The sequence below is a fragment of the Acinetobacter sp. LF10 genome (genome assembly GCF_048585715.1).
In the GTDB taxonomy this organism is placed as follows: Bacteria; Pseudomonadota; Gammaproteobacteria; order Pseudomonadales; family Moraxellaceae; genus Acinetobacter.
In genome coordinates, this window is sequence record NZ_CP184160.1 from 539,349 (window position 1) to 554,059 (window position 14,711).

The window sequence follows — 14,711 nt, forward strand, 5'->3', positions numbered from 1 at the left end:
AGGTGGTGTTATAGTGTGTTAAATTTGACAATTTGTCATGTCAATTTTTTAAAATTACCAATAGCTCATCTTTGTACTTTGAGTAAAAAACTTTAATCATCAATATGAATGTTAAATCGCTTTTTTATGATAGATAAATATAAACCAATAAATTTTTTGAATAAATAAAGTTTGTTTTGGCATTCTCTTTGCATTTAATTTCTTGTTCTTTTTAGGGGAATTATATGAAAAATATCGTATTGATTTTGCCATTTTTATTGTTTCTCTCTTCCGCTTCTTTTGCTGAAACTGCACCTAATATTCAAGAAATTCGCCTTTCCTTGGATAGCGTGTGGGTGGTTGTTGGTGGAATTTTAGTTTTCTTTATGCAAGCAGGATTTGCTTTAATTGAAAGTGGATCTGTTCGTAGTAAGAATACCGTTAATGTTCTTATGAAAAATTATATGGACACCTGTATAGGCGGTATCATTTTCTGGCTATTTGGTTTTGGTTTGATGTTCGGTTTAAATCAAACAGGCTGGATAGGGTGGGGATATTTTATGCCGAGTCAATTAGATGACTGGCATTGGAATTTATTGTTTTTCCAAATGATGTTTGCAGCAACAGCAACCACGATTGCAAGTGGTGCGATGGCGGAGCGAATACATTTTGTGGCCTATGTGGTTAGTGCCATCTTTGTCAGTGGTGTGATTTATCCGATATTTGGAAGTTGGGCTTGGGGGGGATTGTTTGGTGGAGATGGTTGGTTAAAAGCTCTGGGTTTTATTGATTTTGCAGGTTCAACCGTCGTGCATTCAATTGGTGGTTGGGTGGCACTGGCAGGCATTATCGTGTTAGGACCACGTTTAGGTCGTTTTGGTCGCAAAGGGCAAAGTCATTTTTTAGCAGGACATAACTTACCTCTCGTTGCATTAGGCGGCTTTATTTTGTGGTTTGCTTGGTTCGGTTTTAATGCCGCTTCAACCGTTGCAGCCAGTGTTAGTATTGGGCGTATTGTACTGAATACACATCTTGCTGCGTGTGCTGCGGCTTCAACTTACATGATTCTTGCACTGCTTCAATCAAAAGCAGTCTTGATGCGTTATACGATTAATGCATCATTAGCGGGCCTAGTCGCAATTACGGCAGGATGTGCCACAATGTCACCGCCGTTTGCGATTATCACAGGAGCAATCGCGGGATTATTAATTACCTTTGTTCCACAATTTATAGAAAAGATGCAATTAGATGATGTTGTGGATGCAGTGACTGTTCATGGTGTTTGTGGTGCATGGGGGACATTAGCTGCAGGTATTTTCTTTGAAAAATCACTATTTAATTTAGATATTATTCTTGTTCAAGCCTTAGGTGTGGGGGCTGCATTAATTTGGGGATTTGGTGCATCTTTTATTATGTTTAAATTACTTGATAAGCTCTTAGGTGGTTTGCGAGTTTCACAACAACATGAACAACGTGGTTTAGACTACACAGAACATACGGAATTATCTTATCCTGAGTTTCAAAGAGATGTAACTTTTGAGACTGAAAATATCACTCATCGGCATTAAGGGGTGATCGCTATGGTTGAGCTAACAATTGAACAAAAGAAGCAGGCAGTCACAAAAGGATTATCCCAATTTTTGCCAGATACCGTTTTGCAACGTGTTTTACAGTATTGGGAAAGTGAATATGGACATCAGCCTTCTTTTGTATTAAACCGTTTTTTAAGTGAAATTTGTACAACACATGAGTTGCGGTTGCTCCGCAAAGACATGTTGCGTCAGGTCTTGCATGAAATATCGATTGTTGAAAAGCAGCAACATCTTGAGGTTAAAGAAGATCTAGAGGTGGTGATTGCGGAAGAAGAGCAGCCTGTAGATTTATTTCAAGCTTTTTATGATTTTATTATCACAATTTTAAAGTCAGTTCATCGGAATGATTATTTAGAGTTCGTAGATGAACTGGGGGTAAAAATGAAAAAGCATCGCTTATTGGCTGCTTATCGATTTATTGATGGTTCAGAAAAAAATTGTCTTAAGCAAATACCTCAAGCACTCTATGCGGAACTGATTACAATTTTTTATGCTATTTATTGTGATTTTTATGGGCCAAATAAAGCTGATCAGCTTTATGCGCAGATTAAGAATACAGTGAAGCAACAACATCCTGAAATTGATTTAAAACAGTTATTATGAATATAAAAAAAGCGACCAATTTGGGTCGCTTTTTTGAGCATTACGCTACTGATTCTGGTGCACGCCATAAACTTTCTAAGTCATAGAACTTACGGGCGGTAGGTAGCATAACGTGTACAACAACGAACCCTAGATCAATTAGGATCCATTCAGCATCTCGTTCACCCTCAACACCAATTGGGCGAAAACCTGCTTTACGTGCTTCATCAGCAACATTGTCAGCAAGTGCTTTGACATGACGAGTAGATGTTCCGCTTGCAATCACAATTGCATCGGCAACATTGCTAATAGAACTTACATCAAGTTCTAGAATATCTTTGGCTTTTACATCAGTAAGGGCTTCATGTACAACTTTTAAACAAGCATGTACATCTTTGTTTGCTGTTTTGATTTTTAGGTCGTGAGAATTAGAAGCGCTGGGCGATGGTTCTAAATTCATAGAGGGTATATTTTCCTGACAATTACTCATCGTCAAATATACCGTTTTTCTCTATAAAATTCAAATTTCAGCAGTAACAGTTTATGTATTCACGTCATTGGAAAAGTACTTTTTTTTCCATGCAAAAGATTGATCTGATTGAGTTTTTGGTCGGTATTCTGCACCAATATAACCTTGATAGTCACTTTGACGTAACCAGTCAAAAATTTGCTTATAGGGAATATTTCCTGTGTCAGGTTCATGTCGATTTGGATAATCGGCGAATTGGATATGTCCAATTTGATGTAAATTTTCCTGTAATCCAGCCAGAATCTCTTCGCCCATCATTGCCATATGGTAACAATCGTACTGCATTTTTAAAGCAGGATGGTTGACGACTTCCAGCATTTCTTGGGCTTGAGCGATATTCTGAACTAGAAAACGTGGCATATCTGTGCCATTAATCATTTCAAAAACGGGTTCAATACCTTGTTCAGTGAGCATGTGGCAAGCAAGTTTCAAATTGCTTGCTAAGGTATTTAAACAGGGTAAGAGGTCAGCATCTTGAGGCTGTTTACCCGCTAAAATATTGACTCGAGGAACATTCAGTGCCTTTGCATAACGAATTGCAAGCATAAGGGCATGATGAAATTCAATTTCTTTTCCAGGAATACCTGCTAGGCCATTACCGCCCTGCATTAAATCGCCAGCAGGCGCATTAATGAGGCAAAGGGAAAGATCATATTGTTCAAGTTGAGTTTGAATATCGATAACATCTAATTCATATGGAAACTGAATTTCAATATGTTGGAAGCCATGTGCATGAGCTAAAGCAAAACGCTCAATCAAAGGAACTTCTGTAAAAATCATCGATAAATTGACTGCAAGATGGCTCATATTCAAACTCCTCGAATCAATTATTATTGCTCTATATATTGAATGATAGTTGCTAAATCATTCTCAGAAAAGCCATTTTCTTGGTGAGCTTGTAACTGTAATAGAGCTTTTTGTGCGACAGGTATCTTTAAATTAAAACTCTGCGCAAGTTTTAATGCATTATTAAGGTCTTTTGATAAGGTTTGCACTTTCCATTGTACTGGCTCAAAAGTGTGTGTTGCCATACGGGGAGCAAGAATTTGGAAAGGTTTAGAGTCTGCAAAACCGCCCGCGAGTGCAGGGGCAAGTAAGCGAGTATCTACGCCTGCTTGGCTTGCTAATGCAACAGCTTCTGCGATCAAAGTGCTATTTGCTGCAACAATTAATTGATTACAAATTTTGGTGGCTTGTCCAGTCCCTGTTTCACCCATACGGGTGACACGTTGGGATAAGACTTTATAAATAGGCTCGAGTGCTTGGATGGTGTGTTCATCGCCACCAGCAAAAATGACCAATGTACCTTGTTCTGCTCCGATAGTCCCACCTGAAACAGGCGAGTCAATCCAAGTCACTTGTTGCTGTTGGGCAGATTGCGCCAATTGTTGTGTCACGGTTACCGACAAGCTAGAAAAATCAACAATCACTTGCTCTGCTTTTAAATAGGGCTGGATTTGATCGAAAACGCTTTGAACAGCTTGATCATCCGCTAAACATATTAAAATAACATGGTATTCCGCAATCTTGTTTAATTCTAATTGAGTTGCACCTTGTTGAATAAGTGCTTCACATGCATGTTGGCTTCGATTCCATACAGCTACAGTATAACCAGCTTGAAGAAGTCGAGAGGCCATACGTGTACCCATTAACCCCATACCTAAGAACGCGATAGGTGTTTGTTGATTCGCATGCATGTGAATTTATCCTCGTGCTTATTTATATTGGCGCGGCAAGAATTGAATTTCTGGATTCTTATCTTTTTTACGTGCAAGGCTACTGTTTTTACCTAAAAGTAATTTAAGCTGCCACAGTTTTTCTAAACGTAAAGCCTTTTCAGGTTGATGTTCCATTGCATCCAATACTCGTTTCGCTGCCATAATCGCATCAGGTGAGCGTTGTAAGATTTCTTGAGCGATCATATTGGCTTTGGCTAAAGGATCATTGTCTAAGTGTGTCACAAGACCAATTTCTTTGGCATATCCTGCATCAAAGATACGCGCAGTCAGCGTTAATTCTTTGGCTAAATCAACACCGATGAGTCCTTTTAATGAACGTGTTAAGCCCATATCTGGAACTAAGCCCCAACGGCTTTCCATAATTGACATTTGAGTGTTTGGTGTTGCAATACGAATGTCTGCTGCTAGCGCAAGTTGCATGCCTGCACCAAAGCAAAAACCTTCGATCGCTGCAATAACTGGAATAGGCAAATTTTGCCAAATTAAAAAAGCTTTTTGAAATAAGCTTTGTCCAGGTTTGATCAGTTCCCATGCCGCAAATGCTGTATTTTTTGGATTATTTAGATCTGATAAGTCGATACCAGCACTAAATACCTGTGCTTCACCCGTGAGGATGACACAACGAATTGAACGATCTTTCTCAATTTTTTTAGCTGTTGCAACCAATTCTTTTAATAATGCAAAACTCATTGCATTGCGTTTATCTGGTCGATTTAAGGAAACTGTTGCAATCCCATTGTTCTTTTCAACGCGTAAAAGTGCCATTTACCATACTCTTATTGTGTTTGATTGGGGCAGCATAACATGAGTCTTTAACCTGAAACATGACACCGCAGTCACATTAAATGTCATGGGTGTGTAAGATGAGATTTGCGGCTTGTCGCACCTGTTCAATGGCTGTATTCAATTCATTAAAGCGATAATTTGTTTCCCGAATAAAGCCATCGTCTGCTTTACGTCGTTCTTTACGCAGGGTTGAAACGAATTGTTCAAATTCGCCAGAAACCTGTTGCAAATTCGGTGTTCCTACGTATCGAGTAGCGCCATATAGACGGTGCAATACATGTTCCAGTTGAGGGAAGTCTTCCATTTCAATCAATTGTTGCATTTCAGCAAGTTCTGTATCGAAACTATCTACCAACATATTCAATAGGTCTTGTGCTAGATCTTCTTTATTCGCTGCTAGTTGAACGCTTTGTTGCCAATTCAAAATTTGAGGATCAATCGTTTCAGTCGAACGTTTTTGTTCTGTATTTGCTGCTTGAGAAGAGAAATTGTTGTTCGTCCAGTGCGTTAAGATTTGAATGATTTGTTCCATTTGAATCGGTTTGGTTACGTAATCATTCATACCAACTTTGAGTAATTTTTGCTTCTCGTCTGCTAGAGCATGTGCCGTGAGCGCAATAATCGGAAGTTGCATGCCTGTATCTAATGTTGACTCTAAGGAACGAATTGCTCGTGTGGTATCGATTCCTGACATCACTGGCATTTGGATGTCCATAAAGACTAAGTCAAATGGCGGTAATTTTTGTTGTATGCGTGCTTGAATGATATCAATCGCTTTCTGCCCACTGAGCGCTTTTGTAGTGGTGACGTTCAATTCACCGAGTAATGCTTCTAGTACAATCAAGTTAGGTAAATGATCGTCTACAGCAAGTATATGTAATCCTTGACCATTAAAGTTTTCTGGTTCTGGCTCAAAAATCGGTTGATTCCCTAACAGTTGCACCAGTTCTCGGCGACTCAATGGTTGATAGAGTGGGCGCGCACGATATTCATTCAGCATGTTCGGCTCAAGGCTCATTTGATAACCGTAAACGGCTAAGTTTCCTTGGTAACGCTGACGAATTTCTTTGAGTAGTGCTTCTGTATCACCACTATGGTCAACAATGAGCCATGTGTTTTCTTGCTGATTTAAATGATTCAGACGACTAAATAAATCCAAAATTGATTGTGTTTCGATATGTGAGACACGGTAGTTTTCTAAATATGAACGAAGCACGCTCGCTGTGGCAGGGTGAGCGAGGTAAGACACCACTTGTAAATGATCGAAATGTGGGTGCTCAACAAATTCATCTTGTTCATCTACTTTGAATGAAGCCGTAAACCAAAAGGTTGAACCTTTTTCTGTCGGGGCACGTTCTTGGTTGTCTTCAAAGCCAATTTGACCATGCATCAAATGAACAAGTTGTTTGGAAATCGCTAAGCCTAATCCCGTACCACCAAATTGACGAGTAACGGAAGCATCGCCTTGAGAGAATGATTCAAAAAGTTTTTTACGGTCGGTACCACTGAGACCAATACCACTATCTTGGACGCTGAAATGTAAGAGACATTGTCCAATTTCATCATCTTCCATACGTACACGAACAATGATTTCACCATCTGGGGTAAATTTGATGGCATTGGAAATGAGGTTGGTCAGAATTTGTTTAAAGCGTAATGCATCACCAATCACATGTTGGGGAATATTTTCGGCATAGTAAAATGCCATATTGATATACTTTTGTGCCGCGAGAGGGGAAAGCATATCCATCACATCAAAAATAGCTTCTTCCAAATCAAATGGCGCTGTTTCGAGCTCTAATTTACCCGCATCAATTTTAGAGAAATCGAGGACATCATTAATCAGTGCTAAAAGGTGAGCTGAAGATTTACGAATAGTTTGAAGATACAGGTTCTGTTCATTACTTAAGTTCTGCTGACGCAGTAAGAGGTGAATAAAACCGTCAATACTGTTGAGAGGTGTTCTAAGTTCATGGCTGATATTGGCTAAAAAGACTGATTTAGATTGATTCGATGAAATCGCTTGGTCACGTGCTTGACGATAAGTAATATTTTGGACTTCGAGTGTATCTAAAGTACGACGTAAATCCTCTTCGGTTTGTTCAGTATGCTCTTTCAACTCCAAGAAGCTAAAATGTAAACGTTTGACTACATTCGCAATATCACGCTGGAGTAAGCGTAACTCACCTGTACTGTTCACCACGATATGCTGATCAAGTGTATCTGCATTTAAGCGTTGCATTTGCATGCGAATTTCATAGAGTGGCGCAAGCCAAATTCTTGAAAATACGTTTAAACAAAGTAATAAAAGTAATAAGGTAATTAGTCCAGTCACGACCAGTGCCAATAGAATTTTATAGCGAGCTAACTCAAGTGGCTGATTGTCTAGTTCAATCATGAGCCAAATCGATTCGTTATGACCACCAGCCAATTTTGCACCATAGATGCTATTGTGGTTATGTGCGATTGGACCAAAAAAATTACTGTTATTCGGAAAAGTCGGCCAAAAACGATTATTTTGATAACCAACACTGAGATAGGTTTGCCCTTGATTATCAATAATGACAGCGCGTTGTAAGTTTTTCTCATCAAACATTTTTTGCATAATGTTTTGAGCGCGATCATATTGATCGGGGTGTTGTTGTACCAGTTGTAGTAATTTTTCTGCGGTTTGATGGTAGCGAGCTAAAATCGCAGAAGCATCTGAATATTGTTGTTGTTTTGCTGCACTGGTGGTTTCAGATAAAACCCATAAAATACCAACACCTGTCAGTACGGCGATCGGCACTAAAATAAGTGCAATCAATTGTCCATAAGCATGATTGAGCCGTAAGCGTTTAGATAGGGTTTTATTGAAATTTGACATAGCGCGGTCAGATTTATCATTCTGCGAAACATCTTATCATGCTTTGCCGAAATCAGAGGTATTGGCTAGCCAATAAAAAGCATAGTGAAAAGGTGCAGTATTTCTTATTTTTTCATACAATAGTCGCCACCTTAATATCGGTGTCGATCATGACGAATACGCAAACTGATTTTTTAGCAGATGAATTTTTACTAGACTATTATGTCGGTAAAAGCCCTTTAGTGCGTTTGCAGCGTTTAGCAAGTCATACTCAAGCTACCGTATTAGCGAAATTAGAAGGTAATAATCCTGCTGGCTCAGTCAAAGATCGCCCTGCTTATAACATGATTGTTCAAGCAGAGAAGCGTGGACAAATTCAACCTGGTGATACTTTAATTGAAGCCACTAGTGGTAACACTGGCATTGCTTTAGCCATGGTTGCAGCCATGCGTGGTTATAAAATGAAGCTGATCATGCCAAATAACATGAGTCAGGAACGTAAAGATGCAATGTTGGCTTATGGTGCTGAGTTAATCGAAGTGACTCAACAGCAAGGTATGGAAGGCGCACGCGATTTAGCTTTACAAATGCAGGCTGAGGGCAAAGGTTTTGTCCTCAATCAATTTGGTAATCCAGACAATGTAGAGGCGCATTACCTCACAACTGGACCTGAGATCTGGAAGCAAACGGGCGGAAAAATTACTCACTTTGTGAGTTCGATGGGGACGACAGGAACGATTATGGGGGTCTCTAAGTATTTAAAAGAACAGAACCCTGATATTCAAATTGTGGGCTTACAACCATCTGATGGTTCGAGCATTGCAGGGATTCGTCGTTGGCCGGAAGAATATCTTCCAACTATTTTTGATCGTCGTCGTGTGGATCGAATTATTGATATTCCACAAATCGAAGCAGAAAAAACCATGCGTAAGTTAGCACGTACTGAAGGTATTAGTGCAGGTACTTCTTCTGGTGGTGCAGTTTGGGCGTCAATTAAAATTGCTGAAGAACATCCAGATGCTGTGATTGTCTGCATTATCTGTGACCGAGGTGATCGTTATTTGTCAACAGGGCTGTTTTCAGTTCAAGATTAAAATCTCCCCTAATCTCTCTGTTAAAAAGAGGGAGAACTCCCCTTTATAAAAGGTGGGTTGGGAGGGATTTGAAGAGATTTCAAGATGAGTTTACGCTTTCCGACTTTAGTTTTTGATATTGAAACACTGACCGATTTAAAGGCTGGTGCCCATCTTCATCATCTTGATTTACCTGAAGCCGATGTTGAACAAGCATTAACGAAGATTCGCCGTCAAGAATCAGGTAGTGATTTTCAACGCCTACCTTTGCATGAAATTGTGTGTATTTCTGGTTTGTGGATTGATGAAAAAGGTGTTCGACTTTTTTCATTTAGTCAGGAGCAAAATACAGAAGCTGAGATGTTGACCAAATTTTTATCTATTTTTGATAAGAAGCAACCCACATTAATCAGTTGGAATGGTTCGCAATTTGATCTGCCAGTGATTTTATTTCGCGCCATGTATCATGGTTTGTCTGCGTCAAGTTTATTTGATCAAGGTGAAATTGATAACCAAAAGCGTTTCAATAACTATCAAAACCGTTATCACCATCGTCATGTCGATTTGATGGATGTGATGGCAATGTTTAATGGTCGAAATTTTCAAAAACTTGATGATGTTGCTTGCCTTTTAGGATTCCCTGGGAAACGTGGTGAGACTGGTTATCATGTGCCAGAGTATGTGCGTACTGAACAATGGTTAAAACTGACCAGTTATTGTGAAGGTGATGTTTTAAATACATGGTTGATCTATTTACGTTGGTTGTTGCTCAAAGGGCAGCTTAATCAACATGATCATCAGTATTGGCTTCAAACCACGATCGATTATTTACAAACTCAAACGCAACAAACAGAATTCTTACAGGTATGGCAACAAACATCGCAATATACTGTATTTACCGCAAATACGTTTGCGCCAAAAAATTAGGTTGATCTTTTGAAACATAAAGCGAAACAGCGCCCAGCTCAATATCCAACATATACCTTTCAAATCGAAGCTTTTTCTCATGAGGGGCGAGGGATTGCGCATTATGGAACGCATCCTGATCATCCAAAAGAAAAGCACGGTAAGAAGGTTTTTATTCGTTATGCGCTCGTGGGTGAAACGGTACAAGCCAAGATCACTAATCAAACTTCGCGTTTAGAAGAAGCGGATATGGTTAAGCTAGAAAGTGATGCGGCTGTGGGACGAGTCGATCCGATTTGTCCGCATTTTGGGGTCTGTGGTGGCTGTAGCTTGCAACATATTCATCCAGATGAACAGATTTTATTAAAACAGAATGTATTGAAGTCACATTTACAACATTTTGCTGGTTTACAACCAGAACAATGGTTAGATCCAATCCGATCTGAAAAAATAGATTATCGTCGTCGTGCTCGAGTGGGCGTTCGCTATATTGCGAAACAAAATCGTTTGGTGATGGGCTTTCGTGAACATCACAGTAATCATTTAACACCGATTCAGCAGTGTCACGTACTTGATCAGCGTTTGTCCGAAAGTTTGGTAGAGTTGAGAAAACTACTCGAAAGTCTAACAGGCAAAGCCCACATTGGTCATATAGAATTAGCAATGGGTGATACCGAGACAGCCTTATTGATTCGCCACTTGGATGAATTAAATGTGTCGGATGTCAACCAATTACGTCAATTTGCGTTACTAAAGGATTGGCAGTTGTATTTACAACCTAAAGGCGCAGATAGTTTACATCGTGTTGATGATGCTCAAGCACCGATGCGTTTGCACTATAGTCTGGATGAGTTTGCGGTTAAATTTGCATTTTCGCCTTTAGACTTTACTCAAGTAAATAGTGGTGTAAATGCAAAGATGATTCACTTGGCATGTGAATTGCTAGATTTACAGAAAGGGGAGAGAGTGCTCGACCTATTTTGTGGACTGGGTAATTTTTCCTTACCTTTAGCACGTTGTGTTGGTGAGACAGGTCAGGTCATTGGTGTTGAAGCAAGTGATGAGATGGTACAACGGGCAACTGAAAATGCAAAAGCAAATCAATTGTCTCAGGCATTGTTCTTTTCACAAGATTTAACAAAAGACTTTTCGCATCATTCTTGGGCAAAACAAGGATTTGATGCATTATTAATTGATCCTCCACGATCAGGTGCGTTTGAAGTTATGCAATATGTATCTAATTTTGGAGCAAAAAGAATCGTTTATGTTTCATGTAATCCATCAACACTGGCAAGGGATGCGGGTGTACTGGCACAATATGGTTATCAACTTAAAAAAGCGGCAGTAATGGATATGTTTACCCATACTGAGCATGTTGAATCAATTGCCTTGTTTGAAAAAATTGAGCAATTTGAATAGACCCAAGAGATAAACGATTAGAGAATGAGTTACATATCCAGAGGAGAATGGTATGGTCACAGTACGTGAGCAGTTACCTGGACGACTCCATGAGTTGTCAGAGGAAACGACTGTAGAACATGCCGCTGAAGCGCAAAGTGGTCTGGTCTCTTGGCTAGATCGAGTGCGTGATATTTTGGATGGGGCAGAGCTAAAGCAACTTCAAAAAGTTGCAGAGCTGACCTTGGCAAAAGAATTAGAAACCACGGTTCATCATCGTAGCAATACCTTTAGTACAGGTATTGGTATGGCTGATATTTTAGCGCATTTACATGTTGATGAAGACACATTGTCAGCGGCAGTGTTATATCGCAGTGTGCGCGAAGGCTTAATTACCTTAGAGGATATTCAACAACAGTTTGGTGGGCAAGTACTTGGTCTTGTACAGGGTACGCTTGCGATGGGTAAGCTCTCTGAATTGATTGAAAAAAATAAACGTTTAGAAGATCATTTCAATAATAATCAACGTGAGCACTTAAACGGCATTTATAAAATGCTGATTTCGGTGACAGAAGATGTACGTGTCGTTTTAATCAAACTGGCTGAACGTACTTATGCCTTGCGTGAATTGGCAACGGCGAGTAAAGAACGTCAAGAGCGTGTTGCACGTGAGATTTTAACGATCTATTCACCACTTGCACATCGCTTAGGTATAGCACAGCTTAAATGGGAGCTAGAAGATCTTGCTTTCCGTTATTTAGCACCAGAACGCTATAAAGAAATCGCATCGTTACTGAATGAAAAACGTTTAGAGCGTGAGCAGTATATTCAATTTGTCATTGATAAATTGAAGACTGAACTAGGTACGCATCATATCCAAGCTGAAATCACTGGGCGAGTGAAGCACATTTATTCGATTTATCGAAAAATGAAAAGCAAAAACCTGAGTTTCGATCAGCTTTACGATATTCGTGCGGTACGTGTATTGGTAAAAAGTGTACCTGATTGTTATCACGCTTTAGGCATTGTGCATCAATTATGGCGGCATATTCCCAACCAGTTTGATGACTATGTCACCAATCCAAAGGCAAATGGTTATCGCTCATTACATACTGCTGTGATTGCAGAAAATAAATCTTTAGAAGTGCAAATTCGTACCTTTGAAATGCACAATGAGGCTGAGTTAGGTGTTTGTTCGCACTTCAATTATAAAGAAGGCGCAAAAAATACCGATCATTCATTTAACCATCGTTTGCATTCTTTACGTGCCGTACTTGAGCATTATCAAGAGCGTACTGAAACGACACCACATGGCGAAGATGAAGAGTCAAATGGCATAGATCAAATTCAAGATTTTGAGAATTTTGAAAAGATTTATGTATTTAGTCGTGATGGTGATATTAAGGAATTACCACGAGGTTCAACCGTTTTAGATTTCGCCTATCATGTGCATACTGAAGTTGGAAACAAGTGCTATGCAGCACGTGTCAATCAGCGCTATGTGCCATTAACCTATACCTTGAAAACAGGTGAGCAGGTTGAAATCTTAACCAAGAAAGACCGCGAACCTAACCGTGATTGGTTGGTCAATTCTTTAGGCTATATCAAAACGGCGCGTGCGCGTGACAAGTTACGCCATTGGTTTAGACAGCAAGATCGCAGTAAAAACGTTGAAGTTGGACGTGAGTTACTGAATAAAGAATTATCTCGTTTAGCTATTCATCCAAAGAGTATTGATTTAAAAGATTATTCATCTCATTTCAACCTGAAAGCGGGTGATGATATTTTAGTGGCTTTGGTGAGTGGTGATATCAGCCTTCATGCCTTGATGAATCAAGTCAATCGTCAGATGCACTTGGATCAAGATGAGCCTGAACTGGTTTTAAAACCTGCGTTAAATCCTCGTGCGAGCCATACGCTCTCAGCACACGGGATTTTGATTGATGGTTTGGATAATGTTGAGCTGCATATTGCGCAATGTTGTCAACCTGTGCATGGTGAGTCGATTGGTGGTTATATCACTTTAAACCGTGGTGTCAGTATCCATAAGATCGCTTGTCCAGATTATTTACGCATGACGACACAAGAGCCTGAGCGTGCTGTTGAAGCAGATTGGGAAATGCAACCAACGCGTGGTCAGAGCGTGCAAATCGTGGTTGAAGCTTATGATCGCCGTGGTCTACTTAAAGACCTCACCCAAGTGATTTTCTCAGACCAAATCAATATTCGTCAGGTCAATACCATTTCTGAGGCAGATGGTATTGCCAATATGAAATTATTGATTGAAGTCAAAGGTTTGGCACAACTGTCTCGTTTATTGGCTCGTTTAGAGCAGCAACCCGGGATTATCAGCGCACGACGTTTAGTTCAGGGAAGTTAGAACATAAAATAAAAAAGCTGCATTGAGATGCAGCTTTTTTATGCTTAACGCTTCGATAGGAAAATATTAGTCAATCGATTTAAAAACTGTGGACTGATGCTCGACAATTGATACATCAGTTTGGTTTTTATGCCTACAGGAGTATGAGTTGGAATCAGGGCATGATCTTTTTGTTGGGCTAACTGTAAGACTTGTTTCGCAACATCCGCAGGGGTTAAATCCACACCAATATTTTGAATACTGCCTGCATTCATATTCTTTACCATATTGGTTTGTACAAATAGAGGCATTACATCGAGTACGCGAATATTATATTTTTGCCATTCTACATCTAAGGCTTCTGTTAAGCCTCGAACCGCAAATTTACTCGCAGAGTACGATGCTAAATCAGCTTGTCCATAAATTGCTGAGGCGGAGGATAAATTAATCACACGAGCAAAACTGGCTTTTTCTAGGTGGGGTAACCCAGCATGGCAACCGTTCAGAACCCCTTTGATATTGATATCCACAGTGCGATGATGGGATTGAATTGACGTCTCTTCAAATGCGCCAGAGTATAAGATTTCAGCGTTATTAATTAAAATATTCAGTTCGCCTGCCCAATTTTTAAAATCTTGTAGTGCCATTTTCCACTGGCGAAAGTTACTAACATCCAAATAACCCGCTTTAGCATTTTCACCAAGTTCGTTGGCTAAACGAAGCGCTTGCTCATCATTAATATCATAAATACCGACTTTATAACCGTGACGATGAAAGATGCGCGCAATCTCAGCACCAATTCCTTGTGCTGCTCCGCTAATAAATACGCTATGTTGCATTGCTTTGCCTTGCTTTATCATATTTCTTTAATCGGCGTATATTACGCATAAGCAGGTTCAAGCTGCAACAATTTGGCTGTATTT

The 14,711-nt window shown here is 39.7% G+C and carries 12 protein-coding genes; 6 read left to right on the forward strand and 6 right to left on the reverse strand.

Annotated elements, in window-relative coordinates; all coding sequences use genetic code 11:
* Positions 1-224 precede the first annotated feature (224 nt).
* On the forward strand, positions 225-1,547 hold the full coding sequence (locus tag ACN19N_RS02595) for an ammonium transporter (RefSeq protein ID WP_420001911.1): 1,323 nt from the start codon (positions 225-227) through the stop codon (positions 1,545-1,547).
* 12 nt (positions 1,548-1,559) lie between these two features.
* Positions 1,560-2,174: a hypothetical protein gene (locus tag ACN19N_RS02600; RefSeq protein WP_269229598.1), complete on the forward strand. Its 615-nt coding sequence runs from the start codon at positions 1,560-1,562 to the stop codon at positions 2,172-2,174.
* A 40-nt stretch (positions 2,175-2,214) separates the two neighbouring features.
* Here ACN19N_RS02600 and rsfS read toward each other — a convergent pair whose 3' ends face one another.
* The 5 genes from rsfS to ACN19N_RS02625 all read right to left on the reverse strand — a co-directional run bounded on the left by rsfS (position 2,215) and on the right by ACN19N_RS02625 (position 8,073).
* Complete coding sequence (rsfS, locus tag ACN19N_RS02605; protein WP_004664160.1) at positions 2,215-2,613, reverse strand: ribosome silencing factor; 399 nt, start codon at positions 2,611-2,613, stop codon at positions 2,215-2,217.
* Between the two features lie 81 nt (positions 2,614-2,694).
* Positions 2,695-3,489 carry a hydroxypyruvate isomerase family protein gene (locus ACN19N_RS02610; RefSeq protein WP_269238523.1) on the reverse strand — a complete coding sequence of 265 codons (795 nt, stop codon included), beginning with the start codon at positions 3,487-3,489 and terminating at the stop codon, positions 2,695-2,697.
* Between the two features lie 23 nt (positions 3,490-3,512).
* The gene (locus ACN19N_RS02615) at positions 3,513-4,379 is read right to left on the reverse strand and encodes an NAD(P)-dependent oxidoreductase (protein ID WP_420001912.1); all 867 of its coding nucleotides are present in this window, start codon (positions 4,377-4,379) and stop codon (positions 3,513-3,515) included.
* An 18-nt stretch (positions 4,380-4,397) separates the two neighbouring features.
* Positions 4,398-5,186: a crotonase/enoyl-CoA hydratase family protein gene (locus ACN19N_RS02620; protein ID WP_420001913.1), complete on the reverse strand. Its 789-nt coding sequence runs from the start codon at positions 5,184-5,186 to the stop codon at positions 4,398-4,400.
* 76 nt (positions 5,187-5,262) lie between these two features.
* Positions 5,263-8,073 (reverse strand): ATP-binding protein, encoded by a 2,811-nt coding sequence (locus tag ACN19N_RS02625; RefSeq protein WP_269238520.1) that lies wholly within the window; start codon positions 8,071-8,073, stop codon positions 5,263-5,265.
* Positions 8,074-8,222: 149 nt separating this feature from the next.
* Between ACN19N_RS02625 and cysM the strand changes: the two genes are divergently transcribed.
* From cysM to ACN19N_RS02645, 4 genes are all read left to right on the forward strand, one after another.
* Complete coding sequence (gene cysM / locus ACN19N_RS02630) at positions 8,223-9,146, forward strand: cysteine synthase CysM (protein ID WP_004664170.1); 924 nt, start codon at positions 8,223-8,225, stop codon at positions 9,144-9,146.
* 84 nt (positions 9,147-9,230) lie between these two features.
* Complete coding sequence (locus ACN19N_RS02635; protein WP_269238519.1) at positions 9,231-10,052, forward strand: 3'-5' exonuclease; 822 nt, start codon at positions 9,231-9,233, stop codon at positions 10,050-10,052.
* A 9-nt stretch (positions 10,053-10,061) separates the two neighbouring features.
* On the forward strand, positions 10,062-11,450 hold the full coding sequence (gene rlmD, locus ACN19N_RS02640; protein WP_420001914.1) for a 23S rRNA (uracil(1939)-C(5))-methyltransferase RlmD: 1,389 nt from the start codon (positions 10,062-10,064) through the stop codon (positions 11,448-11,450).
* Positions 11,451-11,502: 52 nt separating this feature from the next.
* Positions 11,503-13,809, forward strand: a complete 2,307-nt coding sequence (locus tag ACN19N_RS02645; protein WP_269229606.1) for a RelA/SpoT family protein — start codon at positions 11,503-11,505, stop codon at positions 13,807-13,809.
* Positions 13,810-13,853: 44 nt separating this feature from the next.
* On the opposite strand, the gene ACN19N_RS02650 is transcribed toward ACN19N_RS02645, so the two are convergent.
* Positions 13,854-14,627, reverse strand: a complete 774-nt coding sequence (locus tag ACN19N_RS02650) for an SDR family oxidoreductase (RefSeq protein ID WP_420001915.1) — start codon at positions 14,625-14,627, stop codon at positions 13,854-13,856.
* Positions 14,628-14,711: the final 84 nt, after the last annotated feature.

Excerpts from the sequence above, each read along its gene's own strand:
- cysM (WP_004664170.1), top strand. The coding sequence starts at position 8,223 with ATGACGAATACGCAAACTGATTTTTTAGCAGATGAATTTTTACTAGAC.
- ACN19N_RS02650 (WP_420001915.1), bottom strand. The coding sequence starts at position 14,627 with ATGCAACATAGCGTATTTATTAGCGGAGCAGCACAAGGAATTGGTGCT.
- rsfS (WP_004664160.1), bottom strand. The coding sequence starts at position 2,613 with ATGAATTTAGAACCATCGCCCAGCGCTTCTAATTCTCACGACCTAAAA.
- ACN19N_RS02600 (WP_269229598.1), top strand. The coding sequence starts at position 1,560 with ATGGTTGAGCTAACAATTGAACAAAAGAAGCAGGCAGTCACAAAAGGA.
- ACN19N_RS02620 (WP_420001913.1), bottom strand. The coding sequence starts at position 5,186 with ATGGCACTTTTACGCGTTGAAAAGAACAATGGGATTGCAACAGTTTCC.
- ACN19N_RS02645 (WP_269229606.1), top strand. The coding sequence starts at position 11,503 with ATGGTCACAGTACGTGAGCAGTTACCTGGACGACTCCATGAGTTGTCA.
- ACN19N_RS02635 (WP_269238519.1), top strand. The coding sequence starts at position 9,231 with ATGAGTTTACGCTTTCCGACTTTAGTTTTTGATATTGAAACACTGACC.
- ACN19N_RS02625 (WP_269238520.1), bottom strand. The coding sequence starts at position 8,073 with ATGTCAAATTTCAATAAAACCCTATCTAAACGCTTACGGCTCAATCAT.
- ACN19N_RS02615 (WP_420001912.1), bottom strand. The coding sequence starts at position 4,379 with ATGCATGCGAATCAACAAACACCTATCGCGTTCTTAGGTATGGGGTTA.
- ACN19N_RS02610 (WP_269238523.1), bottom strand. The coding sequence starts at position 3,489 with ATGAGCCATCTTGCAGTCAATTTATCGATGATTTTTACAGAAGTTCCT.
- ACN19N_RS02595 (WP_420001911.1), top strand. The coding sequence starts at position 225 with ATGAAAAATATCGTATTGATTTTGCCATTTTTATTGTTTCTCTCTTCC.